Source organism: Streptomyces sp. Qhu_M48 (assembly GCF_051305195.1).
GTDB lineage: Bacteria > Actinomycetota > Actinomycetes > Streptomycetales > Streptomycetaceae > Streptomyces.
The window spans coordinates 2,066,627-2,086,591 of record NZ_CP195432.1; the positions used below are offsets into that span (position 1 = coordinate 2,066,627).

The following is a 19,965-nucleotide window of genomic DNA, read 5'->3' on the forward strand; positions in this document are numbered from 1 at the left end:
CTATCCTGCCGGGTCCCGATCCTCCGCTGCCAGTGCGAGCGCCGTGCCCACCAGGCCGATGTGGCTGAAGGCCTGGGGGAAGTTGCCCAGCTGGCGCCCCGTCACGGGGTCGTACTCCTCCGCCAGGAGGCCCACGTCGTTGCAGAGCGCCACCAGGCGTTCGAAGAGACGCCGGGCCTCCTCGGGCCTGCCGGTCAGCCGGAGCGCGTCCGCCAGCCAGAAGGAGCAGACCAGGAAGGTGCCCTCCTGGCCCGGGAGGCCGTCCACCGACCCGGAGCCGGTGCTGTAGCGGCGTACGTATCCGTCGTGCAGCAGCTCCTCCTGCACGGCGGCCACCGTGCCGACCACCCGGGGGTCGTCCGGCGGCAGGAAGCCGACCTGGGGGATGAGCAGGGTCGCCGCGTCCAGCTCCGACGAGCCGTAGGACTGGGTGAAGGTGTTCCGTTCGGGGTCGTAGGCCCTGGCACACACCTGCGCGTGGATCTCGTCCCGCATGGTCCGCCACCGCGCCGCGTCCCCGGGCAGCGAGGGGTCGGCCTCCAGGGTGCGGACGGCACGGTCGGCGGCCACCCAGGCCATCACCTTCGAGTGGGTGAAGTGGCGGCGCGGTCCGCGCACCTCCCAGAGGCCCTCGTCGGGCTCGCGCCAGGTCGACTCCAGGAAGCCCAGCAGGCTCAGCTGGAGGTTCCAGGCGTGCCGCTCCGCCGGGATCCCGGCCTCGCGCGCGCGGTGGAGTGAGTCCATGACCTCGCCGTACACGTCGAGCTGGAACTGGTCCACGGCGGCGTTCCCGGTCCGTACCGGCGCCGAGTCGGCGTACCCCCGCAGCCACGGCAGGGTGGTCTCGGGGAGCCGGCGCTCCCCGGCGGGGCCGTACATGATCTGGAGGTCGGCCGGGTCGCCGGCGACGGAGCGGAGCAGCCAGTCCCGCCAGGCCTGCGCCTCGTCGACGTACCCGGCGGCGAGCAGCGCGCCGAGGGTGAGCGAGGAGTCGCGCAGCCAGCAGGCGCGGTAGTCCCAGTTCCGTACGCCGCCGACCTCCTCCGGCAGGGAGGTGGTGGGGGCGGCCATGATCCCGCCCGTCGGGGCGTACGTGAGCGCCTTCAGGGTGATCAGGGAACGGAGCACCGTCTCCCGGTACGGGCCCCGGTAGGTGCAGCGTGCCGCCCACTCCCGCCAGTCCGCGAGCGACTGCTCCAGGGCCCGGTAGGGGTCGACGAGTTCGGGGCGCGGCTCGTGCGAAGGGTGCCAGGTGAGCACGAAGGCCACCTTCTCGCCGGCGTCGACGGTGAAGGAGGAGCAGGTGGAGAACTGCTGTCCCCAGGTCTTCACGGGCGGCTCGCTGCGCAGCCAGACCGCGTCCGGTCCGGCGATCGCGACCCGGTGGTCGTCGGCGCGGCGCATCCACGGCACGACCGACCCGTAGTCGAAGCGCAGCCGCAGGACGCCGCTCATCTCGACGCTGCCGCTGACGCCCTCCACGATCCGCATCAGATCCGGGGCCCTGTCCCGCTGCGGCATGAAGTCGATGACCTTGACGGTGCCGGTCCGGGTCTCCCAGTAGGTCTCCAGGACGAGGGAGTCCTCGGCGTACCGACGGGAGGTGCAGGTCGTGGCGCCCTTGGGGGCGATCCGCCAGTGGCCGTTGTCCTCGTCACCGAGGATCGAGGCGAAGCACGCCGCCGAGTCGAACCGTGGCAGACACAGCCAGTCGACCGATCCGTCGCGGCCGACGAGCGCGGCGGTCTGGAGATCGCCGATGAGGGCGTAGTCGTCGATACGTTGCGTCACGCTTTGGGCTGTTCCCGCAAGTGGCGGTGGTCAATCAGCGGGACGGAGTGGCCTGGATCGCGTCCGGCTCCTCCTCCGGGGCCCCGGAGGCGTCGGCGGAGGGCGCGGCCTCGCGGTCACGCCGCTCCCGGCGGACCAGGATCACCCAGCCGACGGGCACCCCGGCCGCGAAGAGCCACCACTGGACGGCGTACGCCATGTGCGCGCCGATCGAGTCGTGGTCGGGCTCGGGGATCTGCTCGGGGCCGTCCCCGGCGGGCTCCGGCGCGGTCTGTTCGAGATAGCCGCCGAGCACCTCGCGGCCGATGAGCTCGGCCTGCTGCCGGCTGTTGATGAGCATGACCTGGCGGTCCGGCAGGCCCTTCAGGTCCTTGATGCCGCTGGCGCCGGTCGTCTCGTCGGCCTTGAGCCGGCCGGTGATCGTCACCTCGCCCCTGGGGACGGGCGGCACCGCCGGGAAGGTGTGCTGGTCGGCGGCGGCCGGCACCCAGCCCCGGTTGACCAGGACGATCCGGCCGTCCCTGAGGACCAGCGGGGTGAGGACGTGTACGCCGACCCGGTCGTCGGAGTTGGTGCGACGGCGGACGACCACCTCGTGGGCGGTGTCGAAGGTGCCGGTGGCGGTGGCGGGCCGCCAGTAGTCGGAGCGCGGGACGGTGTGGCCGGGGGAGGTGAGCTCCTCGACGGGGAGCGGCTTCGCCGCGACACTGTCCGCGATCAGCGCGTTCTGGGCCACCCGGCGTTCGTGCCGGTGGAACTGCCAGAAGCCCAGCTCGATCATCGTGGGGATGAGGACGAGGGCGATCAGGGTGAGGATCACCCACTGCCGGGACAACAGGAAGCGGTACACGCCGTCGACGGTACAACGTGCCGGAAGGCCCCCTCGCGGCGGGTGCCGAAGGGGGCCGAAAGCCGTCAAGGGATCGTTTCCTCACGAGGGCCGGGTCACACCCGGTCGACGATGCCCACCTTTCCCTCCGCGCGGGCGCAGTGGCCGCCGCAGTACCAGCTGCCGTCGACCTCGACGCCCTGTCCGATGATCTGGACCCGGCAGTGTTCGCAGATGGGCGCCATGCGGTGGATGGCGCAGGCGAAGCAGTCGAAGACATGGACCGCGCCTTGCGCGTGTACTTCGAAGGACATGCCGTAATCGTTTCCGCAGACCTCACAACGTGCCATGCGCCACAGGGTGGGGCTCCCGGCGGGCGCGCGCAGCTCGGCACGCCCGCAGGGGCCGGGGCGTCACCCGTCTGCCGGGGCCACGTCCCGCAGCAGCTGGGTGTAGGCCGCCTCGTCGACGACCGGCGTGCCGAAGGACTTGGCCTTGACGGTCTTGGAGGTGGCGGAGTCCGGGTCGTTGGTGACCAGCAGGCTGGTCAGCCGGGAGACGCTGCCCGCGACGTGGAGCCCGGCGTCGACGGTGCGGTCCTCCAGGAGCTCGCGGTCGACGGAGGTGTCCCCGGAGAACGCCACCCGCATGCCCTGCTTGAGGGGTTTGTCCGTCTCGTACCGGCCCGGGTTGGGGTACGGGCACGCCGGACGCTTCCGCGACGGACGCCAGCTGTTCGCCCGGTACGAGGACCCGTACGAGGCCTGCCGGCCGATCCGCGGCCGCTCCGGGGACGAGGCCCACTCGGTCAGCGGACGGCACTCCAGGAGCGGCAGCCGTACGTTCCGCTCGGCCGCCGCGTGCAGGCTCGGCCGGAACGCCTCGGCGAGCACCCGCGCGTCGTCCAGCGCGTGGTGCGCGCGCTCCTGCACGACGCCGAAGTGCGCGGCGAGCGACTCCAGCTTGTGGTTCGGCAGCGGCAGCGCCAGCTCCTTGGCGAGCGCGATCGTGCAGAGCCGCTGCCGTACCGGGGCGGCCGACTCCGCGCGCGCGTACTCCCGGGCGATCATCTGCCAGTCGAACATCGCGTTGTGCGCGACGAGGACCCGCCCGTCGAGCCGGGCGGCGAACTCCGCCGCGATCTCCGGGAAGAGCGGCGCGCCCTCCAGGACGTCGCTCGTCAGCCCGTGGATCCAGACGGGGCCGGGATCGCGCTCGGGGTTGACGAGGCTGTACCAGTGGTCCTCGACGTTCCCCTGGGCGTCCAGCCGGTAGACGGCAGCCGACACTATCCGGTCGTCGCGGGCGAGTCCGGTGGTCTCCACGTCGACGACCGCGTACCCCTGCGGGTAGGCGGCCGGCCACGTCGCTGCTGTCGTACGGTCGTCAAGCACGGTCACTGAGAATACGGCCCGCGACCGACAACTCCGTCCCCGGTGTCCCCGGAGGCCCCGGAGAGGAGCCCGTGCACCAGGGCGCGCAGGGAGTCCACGAACAGCCGCTCGGTGTCGACCGGGGCGGCCAGGGCGCGTGCGAGCGGCGCGTCGGACCCGGTGTCCTCCCCGCGCCACAGCTCCTCCTCGGCGGGTGACTGGGCGGGCGCCCGCTCACGGTTGCGCTCCACCAGGACGTGGCCGACGACCTGGAACTGGACCGCGCGCACCACCCCCGCCGCCCGCGCCCCCCGCAGCCCCGCCGCGTGGGCCTCCTGGACCAGGGCGCGCTGGGACGGCAGGAACATGCGTTCCGTCAGGCCCCGTTCGTGGACCATCGCCACCAGGTGCGGGCGCTCCCGCAGGGCGCGGCGGAGCGCGCGGGCCACCGAGACCATCCGCTCGGCGGGGGTCGTGCCGTGCGGGCGGATCGTGCCGAGGTCGGCGACGGTCCGCTCGACGAGGGCGTCGAGCAGCGACTCGCGGTTGCCGACGTGCCAGTAGATCGAGGTCACGGCGGTGGAGAGTTCCGCGGCGAGCCTGCGCATCGTCAGGGCGTCCGGGCCGTGCTCGCGCACCAGGGCGGCCGCGGTCTCCAGGACTTCGTCACGGGTCAGCGCGGAGCGTGCCATCCGTTCCCCCAACTCCTCTGTGTGCACAGCTCTTTACCCTTCGTCGACGGCGGTGTAACTGTGTTACAGGCCGACGGTTCCGAAGGGTGGTACGTCATGGCACGAGTACGGTACGGGGCGCGCACGGACGCCGAGATCACGGCGGCCCGTACGGAGAGCGCCCGACTCCCCGACATCTGGTCCACCGGAGTGGTCGCCGTCTGGGAGACCGATCCGGACGTCGTCGCGGCGGTCCTGCCGCCCCCGCTGAAACCCACCGCGCGTCCCCTCGTACGCGCCGCCATCAGCAGGGTCGACCTGTCCGGCTACCCCCTCGGCGCCGGCTCGGTGGCGGTCGCCGCCGCCCACGGCGACCAGGAGGGGTGGTATCCGCTCGTCATGCCGATGACCCACGAGCGGGCCCTCGTCGGCGGCCGTGAGGTCTTCGGCGAACCCAAGAAGCTGGGGGAGGTCACCGTGGAACGCGACGGGCTCGTCGTGCGTGCCGCCCTCGCCCGGCACGGCATCGCCTTCGTGGAGGTCCGGGGCGCCGTCTCCGGGCCGCTGCCGCTGCCGGAGCCCGTGGAGAAGACCGACTTCTACTTCAAGTTCCTGCCGGGCGTGGACGGCACCGGCTTCGACGCCGACCCCGTCCTCGTCCACTGCGTCCGCGACGAGAGGGTGCGGAAGCTGGAACGGATCACCGGGGACGTCGTCCTGCGCGAGTCCATGTACGACCCCGTCGCCGACCTCCCCGTCCGCCGGATCGTCGAGATCACCCTCGGCGAGAAGACCACCGGCCAGAAGGGGCGCGTCGCGGAACGGGTCAGTGCCCAGGCCCTCCTGCCGTACATCCACCAGCGGTACGACGACCCGCGGCAGATCCTCGACGGCCCCCCGGAAGGGAGCGTGTGATGGAGCTGCGGCCGGGACAGGTCGCCGTCGTCACCGGCGCGGCGAGCGGCGTCGGACGGGCCCTGGCCCGCCGCTTCGCCGCCGAGGGCATGGCCGTGGTCCTCGGCGACGTCGAGGAGCGCGCGCTCGCCGAGGCCGCCGACGAGCTGACGGAGGACGGGGCCCAGGTCCTCGCCCGGACGGTCGACGTCTCGGACCCCGACGAGGTCCGGTCGTTCGCGGAGTCCGCGTACGACACCTTCGGCGCCGTGCACGTCCTCTGCAACAACGCGGGCGTCGGCTCCGGCGCCGAGGGGCGCATGTGGGAACACGAACCCAACGACTGGAAGTGGGCCTTCTCCGTCAACGTCTGGGGCGTCTTCCACGGCATCCAGGCCTTCGTCCCCCGCATGATCGCGAGCGGCGCACCCGGCCACGTCGTCAACACCTCCTCCGGCGACGGCGGCATCGCCCCGCTGCCCACCGCCTCCGTGTACGCGGTCACCAAGGCGGCCGTCGTCACCATGACCGAGTCGCTCTACGCGCATCTGAGGGCCGAGCACGCGCGCGTGGGCGCGTCCGTGCTCTTCCCCGGGCCGCACATGCTCCGCACCGGCCTCTGGGAGTCGCACCGCAACCGGCCCGAGCGGTACGCCAAGCAGCGGCCCCGCAGGACCCCGTACCGCAGCCTCGACCAGTGGGAGGCCGCCATGAAGGAGGCCGGGCACGAGGTGGCCTTCACCCCGGTGGAGGAGGTCGCCGACCACGTCGTCGACGGCATCCGCGCCGACCGCTTCTGGATGCTGCCCGAGAGCGAGCACAGCGACCGGCAGATCCGGGCGCGCTCGCGGTCGATGCTCGACCGCGCCAACCCGTCGTACCTGGAGAGCTTCATCCTCGACTGAGGGGGCCCCGATGACCGATCCGAACGACCCGTACCTGATCATCTCCTCCGACTGCCACGCCGGTCCGCCCACCGAGGAGTACCGGCCCTACCTCGACCCCCGCTTCCACCGCGCGTTCGACGAGTTCCTCGCCGGACGCGAGGCGCGCCGGGAGGCCATGACCCGGCTCGGGGTCCGCAACGAGGCCTTCGCGAACAAGTGGTTCCACGACAACGAGGAGGGTCTGCGCGGCGGCTGGGACGCCGGGCAGCGGCTCAAGGAACTCGACGGCGACGGGGTGGCCGCCGAGGTCGTCTTCCCCGACGCGGACGCCGTCGACAGCAGGACCGCCGCCCCCTTCGGCGTCGGCCTCGGGCTCTCCGGCGACCAGGACCCGGAGCTCGGCATGGCGGGCGCCCGGGCGCACAACCGCTGGCTCGCCGAGTTCGTCGGACAGCACCCCGAGCGGCACTGCGGGGTGGCGCTGCTCCCGATCACCGCGGAGCCGGCGAAGGTCGTCGCCGAGATCCACCGTGCCAGGGAGTCGGGGCTCGGCGCGCTGATGATCCCCTCCATGTGGGTCGACAAGGCGCCGTACCACGACCGGCGCTACGACCCGGTCTGGGCGGCCGCCGCCGAGACCGGGATGCCACTCGTCACCCACTCGGGCGCCGCCCCGCGCGAGGAGTACGGGGACCACCTCGGCATCTACGTCTCCGAGGTCACCTGGTGGCCGGCCAGGCCGCTGTGGTTCCTGCTCTGGTCGGGCGTCTTCGAGCGCCACCCCGGGCTGCGGTTCGGCGTCGCCGAGTCCGGCTGCTGGTGGCTGCCGAACCTGCTCTGGTTCATGGACCGGCTCTACCTCGGCGCGCACGGCGGCAAGAAGCTGTCCCCGTTCGCGGAGCTGAAGCGGCCCCCCAGCGAGTACCTGGACCGGCAGGTCTTCGTCTGCGCCACCAACACCAAGCGGCGCGAACTCGCCCAGCGGTACGAGATCGGCGTCGACAACATCCTGTGGGGCTCGGACTTCCCCCACCCCGAGGGCACCTGGCCCGACACGCGCGCGTGGCTCAGGAGGACCTTCCACGACATCCCGGTGACCGAGACGCGCCGGATGCTGGGCCTCGCGGCGGCGGAGGTCTTCGGCTTCGACACGGAGAAGCTGGCACCGGTCGCCCGCAGGATCGGCCCCACCCCGGCCGACCTCGGCCAGCCCGCCGACCAGGCCGCCGTCGTGGCCTCCTGGGCCCGCTCGCGCGAGGTCGGCCGGCACTGGCTGACCGACCACGACTTCCCCACCCTGGGGGTGAGCTGATGGACCGCTACACCGTCATCTCCGCGGACTGCCACGCGGGCGCCGACCTCCTCGACTACCGGCCGTACCTGGAGAAGAGGCACCATGACGCCTTCGACGCCTGGGCCGCGACCTACGTCAACCCGTACGAGGACCTGCTCGCCGACACCGCCGACCGCAACTGGAACTCCGAGCGCCGGCTGAGCGAGCTGGAGGCCGACGGCATCGTCGCCGAGGTCGTCTTCCCGAACACCGTCCCGCCGTTCTTCCCCTCCGCCTCGCTCATGGCCCCCGCCCCGACCCGCGAGGAGTACGAGCTCCGCTGGGCGGGCCTGCGGGCCCACAACCGCTGGCTGGCCGACTTCTGCGCCCTCGCCCCCGGCCGCCGCGCCGGAGTCGCCCAGATCCTCCTGAACGACGTCGACGAGGCGGTGCGCGAGATCCGCCGCACCAAGGAGGCCGGCCTCACGGGCGGCGTCCTGCTGCCGGGCGCCCCACCGGGATCCGGCGTGCCCGAGCTGTACTCCTCGGTGTACGACCCGATCTGGGCGGTCTGCGCGGAACTCGACGTGCCGGTGAACCACCACGGAGGCTCGGCCTCGCCGCCGCTCGGGGACGAACCCGCCGCCCGCGCCGTCTTCATGGTGGAGACCACCTGGTTCTCCCACCGGGCCCTGTGGCACCTCGTCTTCGGCGGCGCGTTCCGCCGCCACCCCGAGCTCAAGCTCGTCCTCACCGAGCAGGGTTCCGGCTGGATCCCCGGCATCCTGGACATGCTGGACTACTACCACGCGCGTCTGGTCGCCGCGGCCTCGCGGGCCGTGACCGCCGAGTCCAGGTTCGGTGCCGGTCTCGCCGCGTCGATGGGCAAGGGCCCCAGCGAGGTCTGGCGCGACAACTGCTTCGTCGGCGCCAGCTTCATGCGCCCCCACGAGGTGCCGCTGCGCGACCGCATCGGCCTCGACAAGATCATGTGGGGCAGCGACTACCCGCACGACGAGGGCACCACCCCGTACTCCCGCGAAGGCCTCCGGATCGCCTACGCGGGCGTGCCGAAGGAGGAGGTCGCCGCGATGACCGGCGGCAACGCCGCCCGCGTCTACGGCTTCGACCTCACCCTCCTCGACGCCCTGGCCGCCGTCCACGGCCCCACCGTCGAGGAGATCGCCGAGCCCCTGAAGGAGGTCCCCGCGGGCGCCACCAGCCCGGCCTTCGCCCCGGGCGGGTCGGTCCGCGTCTGGTGACCCGCCGGGTGCGACCCTCCTGACGTGACCGCACCCCCCGCGCCGGACGAAGCCCACGACGAGGCCCACGGCGGAGGCCTCGGCTCCCGTCTCAACTGGCTCCGGGCCGCCGTGCTCGGAGCCAACGACGGGGTGGTCTCCACCGCGGGCCTCGTCGTCGGCGTCGCCGGCGCCACCGAGTCCCAGGCCGCCCTGTTCACCGCCGGCCTCGCGGGGCTGCTCGCCGGATCGATGTCGATGGCGGCGGGGGAGTACGTCTCGGTCTCCACCCAGCGCGACTCCGAGAAGGCCGCGCTCGCCCAGGAGAGACGCGAACTGCGCGAACAGCCGGAGGCCGAACTCGCCGAACTGACCGGCCTCCTGGCCGCCCGCGGCCTATCCCGGAAGGTGGCCCGCGAGGCCGCCGAACAGCTCACCGCCCGTGACGCGCTGCGCGCCCACGCGCGTGTGGAGCTGGGCATCGACCCGGACCGGCTCACGATCCCCTGGCACGCCGCGGCCGCCAGCTTCCTCGCCTTCACCGTCGGCGCCCTGCTCCCGCTCCTCGCGATCGTCCTTCCCCCGGCCTCGGCCCGCCTCTGGGTCACGGTCGTCTCCGTCCTCGCGGCCCTGACCCTCACCGGCTGGTGGAGCGCCCGCCTCGGCGAGGCCCCCGCGGGCCGCGCGATCGCCCGCAACGTGGCGGGCGGAGCCCTGGCGATGGCGGTCACCTACGGCGCGGGCTCGCTGCTGGGAGCGACGGGGGTCTGAGGCGACGCCCCGGGCAGCCGTCGGACACGTCTGCCACCTGGTCCCCTTCGGACGCCGGCGTACGTCCCCGACGCCGGGCGCCCGCTACGCGGTCGCACCGATCTCCATCGCGGCGCGGCACCCGCTGACGGCGGGAGCACTCCGCGCGATGTACGGTGAACGTCGTACAAACGTCTGACAGCAAGGACCGTCCGCCATGCGCGCCACCACCATTCACGCCCCGTTCGACATGCGCGTGGAGGACGTGCCCGACCCGGTGGTGCAGGACCCCACCGACGTCGTCGTCCGCGTCCTGCGCGCCTGCGTCTGCGGCAGCGACCTGTGGGCCTACCGCGGCGAGTCCGCCCGGCAGCCCGGCCAGCGCATCGGCCACGAGTTCCTCGGCCTCGTGGAGGCGGCGGGCTCCGAGGTCACCGGCTTCACCGCCGGAGACCTGGTCGTCGCCCCCTTCGTCTGGTCCGACGGCACCTGCGACCACTGCGCCGAGGGCCTCCAGACCTCCTGCCCGCGCGGCGGCTTCTGGGGCTCGGTCGGCTCCGACGGCGGCCAGGGCGAGGCCGTCCGTGTCCCCTTCGCCGACGGCACCCTCGTCAAGCTCCCCGCCGACGCCGCCTCCGACGACCGGCTCCTCACGGCGCTGCTCGCCCTCTCCGACGTCCTGGGCACCGGCCACCACGCCGCCCTCGGCGCGGGCGTGAAGCCGGGCTCCACCGTCGCCGTCGTCGGTGACGGCGCCGTCGGCCTCTGCGGCGTCCTCGCCGCCAAGCGGCTCGGCGCCGAGCGGATCATCGCGCTCGGCCGGCACACCGCCCGTACCGACATCGCCCGCCTCTTCGGCGCCACCGACGTCGTCGCCGAGCGCGGCGAGGCCGCCGAGGCCGCCGTCCGCGAGCTCACCGGAGGCCAGGGCGCCCACGGCGTCATCGAGGCGGTCGGCACCGAGCAGTCCATGCGGACCGCCGTCGCCATCGCCCGCGACGGCGGCTCCATCGGCTACGTCGGCGTCCCGCACGGCAGCGGCACCGGGCTCGACCTGTCCGTCATGTTCGACCGGAACATCGCGCTGCGCGGCGGCGTCGCCCCGGTCCGGGCGTACATCCCGGAGCTCCTCCCGGACGTCCTCGACGGCACCGTCGATCCCTCCCCGGTCTTCGACCTGACCGTCGGCCTCGACGGCGTCCCGGGCGGTTACAAGGCGATGGACGACCGCACCGCGCTCAAGGTCCTCGTCAAGCCGTAGTCCAGACGGCGTCGTCCGCGCCCTGCGGGCCCGGCGGGCGGGACCAGCCCGTCGGGCCGCCCTCGTACGCGACGGGCGACAGCGCGTGCCGCAGCCGCCCCAGCGGCCCCTCCGACTCGGTGAGATACCGCTCGGGCTCGTACCGGGGCAGCGCGTGCGTCAGCCAGTGGCCGGTCTGGGCGAGGGCGAGCCGGACGAGCCGGGTGCCGCCGTCCCGGTCCTGCTCGGTCAGCGACCGCAGCACCGCCGCCGCGAGCAGATAGCCCGTGCCGTGGTCCAGGGCCTGCGCGGGCAGCGCGCCCGGCTCCCGCGCCGAGCCCTCCGTCACGCCGATCCCGGTCGCCACCTGGACCAGGCTGTCGAAGCCGCGCCGCCCGCCCCACGGCCCGTAGTCGCCCCAGGCGGAGAGCCGGGCGATCACGAGCCCCGGCCGGTGGAGGCCGAAGCGGTCGAGGGCGCCCGGCCGGTAGCCGGTGACCAGCACGTCGGCGGAGTCCAGGAGTTCGCCGAGGGTACGCCGGTCGGACGGGCGGTCCAGATCGAGCGCGGCGCTCCGCTTCCCGACGTCCGTCTCCGCGTGCTGGTCGGCCAGTTCGGGGTTTCCGGGCGGGTCGATCCGCAGCACGTCCGCGCCGAGCAGCGCGAGCGTCCGGGTCGCCACCGGCCCGGCGATCACCCGGGTCAGGTCCAGGACCCGCAGCGGACCCGTACGGCGCCGGGGCGCGGACTCGTCGAGCCGCTCCCGGGTCAGCAGCGGCCGCGCCGCCACCTCACGGCCCTGCGGGTGCGCCGCCCACTCCCCGGGCGTGCGCAGGGCCACGGCCAGGCCCCCGGCCGCGTACACCGCCGTCTCGGCCTCGACCGCCCCGCGCTCCCCGATCGCCGCCGCCACGGCCTCCACCGACTCCTCCCGCACGTCGAGCGCGGTCAGCAACGCGGCCCGGTGGTGCGGGTAGTTGGCATGGGTGCGGACCCAGCCGTCGGCCGCCCGCCAGAACCGGGAGAGCGGCGCGAAGCTCACCGGAGCCCGCCCGTCGATCCGGAGGTGACGCTCGCTCACGAAGGCGGTGGCGACGGCCCCGTCGTCCACCCGGACCGGCCCCGGGAGCCCGGCCCGCTCGACGGCGGCGAGCCCGGCGACCGCGACCGCGGCGCGGGCCAGCTCCATCACGGGCAGCCGCGCGGACAGCAGCCCGGCGGGCCCGCCGTACTCCACCCGGTCCACCAGGGCGGGATCGCCGCCCAGCGCCGACCACAACATCTCCGTACCGGTGCGCACCGTGTTGTCCATGAGCGCAGTGTGGCACTGGGTGCCACGCGAAGGGCCCCGGCGTGGCACACCACACCAGGGCCCTCGTTCAGACGATCCGTACTCAGCGGCGGACGGCGTCCAGCGCGTCGATCAGACCGGCTCCGTAGAAGCCGTTCTTGTTCTTGCCACCCTCGCAGACGGCGTCGATCTTGCCGTCACCCTCGATGTCGTACGGGTTGGTGCAGGCGCGCTTGTCGGCCTGCGCGTACAGCAGGGCCTTGAGCGCCGCCGGGCTCGCGTGGGGGTGCGTCGACTTGATCAGGGCCAGGACACCCGCCGCGTGCGGCGCGGCCATCGACGTGCCGGCCTTGTAGTTGTAGCCGCCGTTGACCGTGGTCGACAGGATGCGGCCGTTGACCGCCGGCGCGTCCGGGGTCTGGTACTCGGTGCGGTCACCGCCGGGGGCGGCGATGTCGATGACGCCGAGACCGTAGTTGGAGTAGGACGCCTTCAGGTCCTTGGCGCCGGTCGCGGAGACGGTGACGACGCCCGGCAGCATGGCCGGGTAGTCCAGGCACTGCTTCGGGTCGATGACGCGGTCGCCCGGCGTCGTGTCGTTCGGGCTGCTGTTGTCGACGATCGAGTCGGCCGCCAGGTCGAACTTCGAGTTGCCGGCCGCCGCGACGTTGACCGCGCCCTTGCGCTCCGCGTAGCGGGTCGCGCGGGTGACCGCCTCGATGAGGGCCTTCTGGTCCGCGTCGTTCTTGCAGGCGAACATCCACGGGTCGGTGTAGTAGCTGTTGTTCGTGACGTCGACGCCGTGCTCGGCCGCCCACACGAAGCCGCAGACGACGGCCTCCGTGTAGAAGAAGCCGTCCGGGGTGGACACCTTGATGCCGGAGACCTTCACGCCCGGGGCGACACCGGTGATGCCGATGCCGTTCTTGGCGGCCGCGATCGTACCGGCGACGTGGGTGCCGTGGTCGCTCTCGCCCGGGTTGGGGCGCCACGAGCCGGCGGTGGTGTCCGGCTTGCCGGAGACGCAGTTGGCGGAGGCCTTGACGTCGAAGTTCGGCGCCAGGTCCGGGTGGGTGTCGTCGACACCCGTGTCGATGACAGCGACGGTGACCCGCTTGCTGCCGAGGGTCCGCTGGTGCGCCTTGTCGGCCTTGATCGCCGGGAGGTCCCACTGCAGGGGCTCGAGGGCGTCCTGCTCGTCCGTCGCCCGGGCGGCGGCGGCCTTGGCCTCGGCCTCGGACAGCGCCTGCGTGCCGCCGTCGATCGCGTTGTCGCTCTGCGCGGTGAGCGGGGCGGTACGGGTCGAACCGGCCGACACCACACCGTGGGCCTTGCGGATCGTCTTCGCGAACTCGGGGTTCTGCGAGTGGACGACTATCACGCCTATCTGGTCGTACGCGATGACCACCTCGCCGCCTGCGCGGGCGATCGCCTTCTTCACCGAGGCGGCGGTCCAGCGACCTCCGTCGACGTTCACGACGTACGACAGCTTCGGGCCGTCCGTCGTCACCGTGGCCGCTGCGGGAGTGTCACTCAGATCCGCGGCGGAGGCAGCTCCGGAGGGAAGGAAGCCGAGCGAGGCCGTGAGCGCGAGACCAACCGGCAGAGCGAGAGCTCGGCCGCGCCTCGATCCCAGATGAGCCATGGGTTCTCCACATCATCCGTATGAACTGTCCACGCGCGGGTTTACGCGCGGACAGGTGCATGACGAGTGAAGCTATCGCTGATCTTCCCGACCCTTCAATGAGTTGAGAAGACTTCATGAAGATCTGACAGAAGAAATCTTCCGGGTGAACCACTTCCCGTTCCGCTCCGTGCCGTTGGTCAGGGGAGGGGCTCCGGTCGGAGCCCCGCTTCCCGCACCCCCGGTGAGGCCCCCTTGACCATGCCGTCCGCCCCCGCGTCACGAGGAGATTCCGTGGCTACCGAAGCACCGCCGCCGCCCAGAAACGGGACGGAGGCCGCATCCGCTCCCGTACCGCCCACGACGGAACAGTTCGTCGAGGTGCAGGAAGGCGAGGAGTTCGGCGAACTGCGCCGTACGTACCGCTCCTTCGCCTTCCCGCTCACCCTGGCCTTCATCGCCTGGTACCTGCTGTACGTGCTGCTCTCCAACTACGCGGGCGGCTTCATGGGCACCAAGGTCTTCGGCAACATCAACGTGGCGCTCGTCCTCGGCCTCGGCCAGTTCGCCACCACGTTCCTCATCGCCTGGCTCTACTCGCGGCACGCGGCGAACCGGCTCGACCCCAAGGCCGAGGCCATCAGGAACCGTATGGAGGGCGACGTATGAGCACCCCCGTCCTGCTCGCGGCGGGCAACGCCACCAGCGAGCACCGGCCGCTGATCATCGCCCTCTTCGGCGCCTTCGTGATCGCCACCCTGGTCATCACCGTCTGGGCCGGCCGCCAGACGCGCAGCGCCGCCGACTTCTACGCCGGCGGAGGCCAGTTCACCGGCTTCCAGAACGGCCTCGCGATCTCCGGCGACTACATGTCCGCCGCGTCCTTCCTCGGCATCAGCGGCGCCATCGCCCTCTACGGCTACGACGGCTTCCTCTACTCGATCGGCTTCCTGGTCGCCTGGCTGGTCGCCCTGCTCCTGGTCGCCGAACCGCTGCGCAACTCCGGCCGGTTCACGATGGGCGACGTCCTCGCCTACCGGATGCGCCAGCGGCCCGTCAGGACCGCCGCCGGAACCTCCACCATCGTCGTCTCGATCTTCTACCTGCTCGCGCAGATGGCGGGCGCGGGCGTCCTCGTCTCGCTGCTGCTCGGCATCACCAGCGACGGCGGCAAGGTCGCGATCGTCGCCCTCGTCGGCGTCCTGATGATCGTCTACGTGACGATCGGCGGCATGAAGGGCACCACCTGGGTGCAGATGGTGAAGGCCGTCCTGCTCATCGCGGGCACGCTCCTCATCACCTTCCTCATCCTGCTGAAGTTCGACTTCAACCTCTCGCAGCTGCTCGGCGCCGCCGCCACCAACAGCGGCAAGGGCGACGCCTTCCTCGAACCCGGCCTCAAGTACGGCGTCAGCGCCCTGTCGAAGCTCGACTTCATCTCCCTCGGCATCGCCCTCGTCCTCGGCACCGCCGGCCTGCCGCACATCCTGATCCGCTTCTACACGGTGCCGACCGCCAAGGCCGCCCGCAAGTCGGTCAACTGGGCCATCGGCATCATCGGCGCCTTCTACCTGATGACGATCGTCCTCGGCTTCGGCGCCGCCGCCCTGCTCAGCGGCGACACCATCAAGGCGTCCAACAAGGCCGGCAACACGGCGGCCCCGCTCACCGCCCTGGAGGTCGGCGGCGGCGCCGGTTCCACCGGTGGCGCCATCCTCCTCGCGGTCATCTCCGCCGTCGCCTTCGCCACCATCCTCGCCGTCGTCGCCGGTCTGACCCTGGCCTCGTCCTCGTCCTTCGCGCACGACATCTACGCCAACGTGATCAGGCGCGGGAAGGCCACCGAGAAGGAGGAGATGCGGGCCGCCCGCTGGTCCACCGTCCTCATCGGCATCGTGTCGATCGCGCTCGGCGCCCTCGCCCGCGACCTCAACGTCGCCGGCCTGGTCGCCCTCGCCTTCGCCGTCGCCGCCTCGGCCAACCTGCCGACGATCCTCTACTCGCTCTTCTGGAAGCGGTTCACCACCCAGGGCGCGCTCTGGTCGATCTACGGCGGACTGGTCTCCTCCGTCGTCCTCGTCCTCTTCTCGCCGGTCGTCTCCGGCGGACCGGCCTCGATGTTCAAGGGCGTGGACTTCCACTGGTTCCCGCTGGAGAACCCCGGCCTCGTCTCGATCCCGCTCGGCTTCCTCCTCGGCTGGCTCGGCTCGCTCCTCTCCAAGGAGGAGCCCGACGCGGGCAAGTACGCGGAGCTGGAGGTCAAGTCCCTCACCGGCGTCGGGGTCGCCGCCGCGGTCAAGCACTGACCGGAGCGCGGCGGTTCGCACACGCTCCGCAGCGATCCACCGGCCGCGTCGTAGAGTTCTACGACGCGGCCGCGCCGGTCCTCGTGGCAATCTGCCCTGCTCGTTGTCCGCGCGCTCACGTAGGCTCGAACCACACGCACCACCACACGCGACCGACAAGACAGGGAGGGGGCCCACAGTGCTCATCGACACCTACGGCCGCGTCGCCACCGACCTGCGCGTCTCGCTCACGGACCGCTGCAATCTCCGCTGCACGTACTGCATGCCGGAGGAGGGCCTCCAGTGGCTCGCGAAGCCGGACCTCCTCACCGACGACGAGATCGTCCGGCTGATCCGCGTCGCGGTCACCGACCTCGGGGTCACCGAGGTCCGCTTCACCGGCGGCGAGCCGCTGCTCCGCCCCGGGCTCGTCGGCATCGTGGAGCGCTGCGCGGCCCTGGAGCCCCGCCCCCGGATGTCCCTCACCACCAACGGCATCGGACTCAAGCGCACGGCCGCCGCCCTCAAGGCGGCCGGCCTCGACCGGGTCAACGTCTCCCTGGACACCCTGCGCCCCGAGGTCTTCAAGACCCTCACCCGGCGCGACCGTCACCAGGACGTCCTCGACGGCATGACCGCCGCCCGCGAGGCCGGCCTCACCCCGGTCAAGGTCAACGCGGTCCTGATGCCCGGGCTCAACGCCGACGAGGCCCCCGACCTCCTCGCCTGGGCGGTGGCGGAGGGTTACGAGCTCCGCTTCATCGAGCAGATGCCCCTGGACGCCCAGCACGGCTGGAAGCGCGACGGAATGATCACCGCGGGGGACATCCTGGAGTCCCTGCGCACCCGCTTCACCCTGACCCCCGAAGGCGACGGCGAGCGCGGCTCGGCGCCCGCCGAGCGCTGGGTCGTCGACGGCGGACCGCACACGGTCGGCGTGATCGCCTCCGTCACCCGCCCGTTCTGCCGGGCCTGCGACCGCACCCGGCTCACCGCCGACGGGCAGGTGCGGACCTGTCTGTTCGCCACCGAGGAGACGGACCTGAGGGCCGCGCTCCGCTCGGACGCCACGGACGGGGACGTCGCGGAGATCTGGAAGAAGGCGATGTGGGGCAAGAAGGCCGGCTCCGGCCTCGACGACCCGAGCTTCCTCCAGCCCGACCGTCCGATGTCAGCGATCGGCGGCTGAGCGGGCGGCGCCCCGGACGGTCCCGGCCTCAGGGCCCGGCGGACTCCCAGTCGGCCAGCGGCACGACGTCCTTGAGGAAACCCCGTACGCCCAGGAACTGGGAGAGGTGTTCGCGGTGCTCCTCGCACGCGAGCCAGGTCTTGCGACGCTCGGGCGTGTGCAGCTTGGGGTTGTTCCACGCGAGCACCCAGACGGCGTCGGCGCGGCAGCCCTTGGCGGAACAGATCGGCTTCTCTTCGCTCACCTGATCATTGTCCAGCAAGGGCGATGCCGGGCAGCCACGGGGGGAGCTGCCCGGCATCGGTCCGTCGCTCCGACGGGGGATGCGGAGCGCGTAGGCAGTATGTCACGGCACATGGGGTGCGGTGCACTGGAACTTCATGATTGATCTGAGCTTTTCTTGAGGTTTCCGGCCACTGTCCGTGATCAGTTCCGGCCGTGCGAGCCGTCCGTGTCCGCGTCCCCCGAGGTCTCGGCGGCACCGAGCGCCGGCCGCACCGGAGCCGGCATGAAGGTGGAGGGAAGGGACGGAGCCGACTCGCGTCCCGCGTTCGCGATGACCACGGCGATGTAGGGGAGCAGGATGCCCAGGGCGAGGGCCACGATCGCCACGTGCCGCTCGACGTTCCACAGCACCGCGGCCGCGATCACGGAGAGCGTCCGGACCGTCATCGAGATGATGTAGCGCCGCTGGCGCCCCCGGACGTCGTCCGCGAGCCCCTGCCGGGCCCCCGTGATCCGGAAGACCTCGCCTCCGTCGCGCTTCGCCATCGCCGTCCACCACCCACCGGTCGCGCCGGACTCACCCGGTCCGGACCTCCACTCCACGGTACGCCCGCCGCCCGGCGCCGACGAGGCCGGGGGCACGGATGGCGCTGTCCGACATGCGGCGTATGGCCGCTGGGACGAGACTGGGCCCACATGCGTACAAGGAGGCGACGATGGGCTGGTTGTGGGCGATCATCGTGGGACTGGTCCTCGGTCTGATCGCGAAGGCGATCCTGCCGGGGAAGCAGCAGATCCCGCTGTGGCTGACGGTCGTGTTCGGCATTCTCGGCAGTGTGCTCGGCAACGCGGTCGCGACCTGGATCGGGGTCAACGAAACCAAGGGCATCGACTGGATCCGCCACCTGCTCCAGCTGGCCGGCGCCGTCCTCGTGGTCGGCGTGGGCGACATGCTGTGGGCCTCGATCAGGGGCAACCGGCAGCGCGCCTAGCGTCGGGCTGAAACCAGGAGGCCCGGTCCGACACGCGAGGTGTCGGACCGGGCCTCCGGCGATTCCGCGGACCGGCCGGTCCGCCGGGGGTCACTCCCCGGCGAACTCGATCGCCGCCAGGTTCTTCTTGCCGCGCCGCAGCACCAGCCACCGGCCGTGCAGCAGCTCCTCCGCGGACACCTCGGCGTCCTCGGCGGTGACCTTCACGTTGTTCACGTACGCCCCGCCCTCCTTCACCGTGCGCCGCGCCCCCGACCTGCTCGGCGCGAGCCCGACCTCGGTGAACAGGTCCACGACCTGGCCCAGCCCGGTCACGCGCGCGTGCGGCAGCTCGGACAGGGCGGCGGCCAGCGTGGCCTCGTCCAGCTCCGCCAGGTCGCCCTGGCCGAACAGCGCCTTGGAGGCGTCGATGACGGCCGCGCACTGGTCCGCGCCGTGCACCAGAGCGGTCAGCTCCTCGGCCAGCGCGCGCTGGGCGGCACGCGCCTGCGGCCGCTCGGCGGTCTGCGCCTCCAGCGCCTCCAGCTCCTCGCGGGACTTGAAGGAGAGGATCCGCATGTACGTCGAGATGTCCCGGTCGTCGACGTTCAGCCAGAACTGGTAGAACGCGTACGGCGTGGTCATCTCCGGGTCGAGCCAGACGGCCCCGCCCTCGGTCTTGCCGAACTTGGTGCCGTCCGCCTTGACCATCAGCGGGGTCGCGAGCGCGTGCGCCTCGACACCCGGCTCCAGGCGGTGGATCAGGTCGAGACCGGCCACCAGGTTGCCCCACTGGTCCGACCCGCCCTGCTGCAGCGTGCAGCCGTAGCGGCGGTACAGCTCCAGGAAGTCCATGGCCTGGAGCAGCTGGTAGCTGAACTCGGTGTAGCTGATGCCCTGCTCGGACTCCAGGCGCCGGGCGACGGAGTCCTTGGTCAGCATCTTGTTGACCCGGAAGTGCTTGCCGATGTCCCGCAGGAACTCGATCGCCGACAGGCCGGCGGTCCAGTCCAGGTTGTTCACCATGACCGCCGCGTTCTCCCCTTCGAAGGAGAGGAACGGCTCGATCTGCGTCCGCAGCCGGTTCACCCAGTTCGCGACCGTCTCGGGGTCGTTCAGGGTGCGCTCGGCCGTCGGCCGCGGGTCACCGATCTGGCCGGTGGCCCCGCCGACCAGCGCCAGCGGCCGGTGCCCGGCCTGCTGGAGCCGGCGGACGGTGAGGACCTGGACCAGGTGGCCGACGTGGAGACTGGCCGCGGTCGGGTCGAAACCGCAATAGAAGGTGACGGGACCGTCCGCGAGAGCCTTGCGCAGTGCGTCCTCATCGGTGGACTGGGCGAAGAGCCCACGCCACTTCAGCTCGTCGACGATGTCGGTCACGTCGTCCGTCTCCTTGATTGATTGCGGTGATGCCGTGGCCAGTCTAGGTGG

Annotated in this window: 20 protein-coding genes; 10 read left to right on the forward strand and 10 right to left on the reverse strand. The window is 72.1% G+C overall.

Annotated elements, in window-relative coordinates; genetic code table 11:
- The 5 genes from ACRRSS_RS09635 to ACRRSS_RS09655 form a co-directional block, all read right to left on the reverse strand.
- On the reverse strand, positions 1 to 1,791 hold the full coding sequence (locus tag ACRRSS_RS09635) for a glycoside hydrolase family 15 protein (RefSeq protein ID WP_435970797.1): 1,791 nt from the start codon (positions 1,789 to 1,791) through the stop codon (positions 1 to 3).
- Positions 1,792 to 1,825: 34 nt separating this feature from the next.
- The gene (locus tag ACRRSS_RS09640) at positions 1,826 to 2,641 is read right to left on the reverse strand and encodes an SURF1 family cytochrome oxidase biogenesis protein (RefSeq protein WP_435970798.1); all 816 of its coding nucleotides are present in this window, start codon (positions 2,639 to 2,641) and stop codon (positions 1,826 to 1,828) included.
- Between the two features lie 95 nt (positions 2,642 to 2,736).
- Positions 2,737 to 2,970 (reverse strand): hypothetical protein, encoded by a 234-nt coding sequence (locus ACRRSS_RS09645; RefSeq protein ID WP_073806545.1) that lies wholly within the window; start codon positions 2,968 to 2,970, stop codon positions 2,737 to 2,739.
- Between the two features lie 63 nt (positions 2,971 to 3,033).
- A complete protein-coding gene (locus tag ACRRSS_RS09650; protein ID WP_435970799.1) occupies positions 3,034 to 4,020 on the reverse strand; it encodes a DEDDh family exonuclease in 987 nt (328 codons plus the stop codon).
- Entirely contained in the window at positions 4,017 to 4,685 is a 669-nt protein-coding gene (locus ACRRSS_RS09655; RefSeq protein ID WP_435970800.1) for a TetR/AcrR family transcriptional regulator, read from the reverse strand. The genes ACRRSS_RS09650 and ACRRSS_RS09655 overlap by 4 nt, the downstream gene beginning before the upstream one ends.
- 96 nt (positions 4,686 to 4,781) lie before the next feature.
- Between ACRRSS_RS09655 and ACRRSS_RS09660 the strand changes: the two genes are divergently transcribed.
- From ACRRSS_RS09660 to ACRRSS_RS09685, 6 genes are all read left to right on the forward strand, one after another.
- A complete protein-coding gene (locus tag ACRRSS_RS09660; RefSeq protein ID WP_435970801.1) occupies positions 4,782 to 5,579 on the forward strand; it encodes an acetoacetate decarboxylase family protein in 798 nt (265 codons plus the stop codon).
- Positions 5,579 to 6,463, forward strand: coding sequence for an SDR family NAD(P)-dependent oxidoreductase (locus ACRRSS_RS09665; protein ID WP_435970802.1), 885 nt, complete (start codon positions 5,579 to 5,581; stop codon positions 6,461 to 6,463). Before ACRRSS_RS09660 ends, ACRRSS_RS09665 begins: the two co-directional genes overlap by 1 nt.
- A 10-nt stretch (positions 6,464 to 6,473) precedes the next feature.
- Positions 6,474 to 7,757 (forward strand): amidohydrolase family protein, encoded by a 1,284-nt coding sequence (locus ACRRSS_RS09670; RefSeq protein WP_435970803.1) that lies wholly within the window; start codon positions 6,474 to 6,476, stop codon positions 7,755 to 7,757.
- On the forward strand, positions 7,757 to 8,980 hold the full coding sequence (locus tag ACRRSS_RS09675) for an amidohydrolase family protein (protein ID WP_435970804.1): 1,224 nt from the start codon (positions 7,757 to 7,759) through the stop codon (positions 8,978 to 8,980). Before ACRRSS_RS09670 ends, ACRRSS_RS09675 begins: the two co-directional genes overlap by 1 nt.
- Before the next feature lie 24 nt (positions 8,981 to 9,004).
- Positions 9,005 to 9,730 (forward strand): VIT1/CCC1 transporter family protein, encoded by a 726-nt coding sequence (locus ACRRSS_RS09680; protein ID WP_435970805.1) that lies wholly within the window; start codon positions 9,005 to 9,007, stop codon positions 9,728 to 9,730.
- Between the two features lie 196 nt (positions 9,731 to 9,926).
- On the forward strand, positions 9,927 to 10,970 hold the full coding sequence (locus ACRRSS_RS09685; RefSeq protein ID WP_435970806.1) for a zinc-dependent alcohol dehydrogenase family protein: 1,044 nt from the start codon (positions 9,927 to 9,929) through the stop codon (positions 10,968 to 10,970).
- Here ACRRSS_RS09685 and ACRRSS_RS09690 read toward each other — a convergent pair.
- Both ACRRSS_RS09690 and ACRRSS_RS09695 read right to left on the reverse strand, forming a co-directional pair.
- Entirely contained in the window at positions 10,960 to 12,261 is a 1,302-nt protein-coding gene (locus ACRRSS_RS09690) for a CoA transferase (RefSeq protein WP_435970807.1), read from the reverse strand. The two genes, ACRRSS_RS09685 and ACRRSS_RS09690, sit on opposite strands and share 11 nt — an antisense overlap.
- A gap of 82 nt (positions 12,262 to 12,343) precedes the next feature.
- On the reverse strand, positions 12,344 to 13,885 hold the full coding sequence (locus ACRRSS_RS09695; protein WP_435970808.1) for a S8 family peptidase: 1,542 nt from the start codon (positions 13,883 to 13,885) through the stop codon (positions 12,344 to 12,346).
- 273 nt (positions 13,886 to 14,158) lie between these two features.
- Here ACRRSS_RS09695 and ACRRSS_RS09700 point away from each other — a divergent pair, with 273 nt between their 5' ends.
- The 3 genes from ACRRSS_RS09700 to moaA all read left to right on the forward strand — a co-directional run bounded on the left by ACRRSS_RS09700 (position 14,159) and on the right by moaA (position 17,338).
- Entirely contained in the window at positions 14,159 to 14,533 is a 375-nt protein-coding gene (locus ACRRSS_RS09700) for a DUF485 domain-containing protein (RefSeq protein ID WP_435970809.1), read from the forward strand.
- Positions 14,530 to 16,170: a solute symporter family protein gene (locus tag ACRRSS_RS09705; protein WP_351896544.1), complete on the forward strand. Its 1,641-nt coding sequence runs from the start codon at positions 14,530 to 14,532 to the stop codon at positions 16,168 to 16,170. The genes ACRRSS_RS09700 and ACRRSS_RS09705 overlap by 4 nt, the downstream gene beginning before the upstream one ends.
- Before the next feature lie 178 nt (positions 16,171 to 16,348).
- The gene (gene moaA / locus ACRRSS_RS09710; protein WP_435970810.1) at positions 16,349 to 17,338 is read left to right on the forward strand and encodes a GTP 3',8-cyclase MoaA; all 990 of its coding nucleotides are present in this window, start codon (positions 16,349 to 16,351) and stop codon (positions 17,336 to 17,338) included.
- A 28-nt stretch (positions 17,339 to 17,366) separates the two neighbouring features.
- Here moaA and ACRRSS_RS09715 read toward each other — a convergent pair whose 3' ends face one another.
- Both ACRRSS_RS09715 and ACRRSS_RS09720 read right to left on the reverse strand, forming a co-directional pair.
- Positions 17,367 to 17,582 carry a hypothetical protein gene (locus ACRRSS_RS09715; RefSeq protein ID WP_435970811.1) on the reverse strand — a complete coding sequence of 72 codons (216 nt, stop codon included), beginning with the start codon at positions 17,580 to 17,582 and terminating at the stop codon, positions 17,367 to 17,369.
- 182 nt (positions 17,583 to 17,764) lie between these two features.
- Complete coding sequence (locus tag ACRRSS_RS09720) at positions 17,765 to 18,109, reverse strand: DUF3099 domain-containing protein (protein ID WP_435970812.1); 345 nt, start codon at positions 18,107 to 18,109, stop codon at positions 17,765 to 17,767.
- A 170-nt stretch (positions 18,110 to 18,279) separates the two neighbouring features.
- On the opposite strand from ACRRSS_RS09720, the gene ACRRSS_RS09725 reads away from it, so the two are divergent.
- On the forward strand, positions 18,280 to 18,555 hold the full coding sequence (locus tag ACRRSS_RS09725; RefSeq protein WP_435970813.1) for a GlsB/YeaQ/YmgE family stress response membrane protein: 276 nt from the start codon (positions 18,280 to 18,282) through the stop codon (positions 18,553 to 18,555).
- A gap of 90 nt (positions 18,556 to 18,645) precedes the next feature.
- Here ACRRSS_RS09725 and tyrS read toward each other — a convergent pair whose 3' ends face one another.
- Positions 18,646 to 19,914: a tyrosine--tRNA ligase gene (tyrS, locus tag ACRRSS_RS09730; protein ID WP_435970814.1), complete on the reverse strand. Its 1,269-nt coding sequence runs from the start codon at positions 19,912 to 19,914 to the stop codon at positions 18,646 to 18,648.
- Positions 19,915 to 19,965 lie beyond the last annotated feature (51 nt).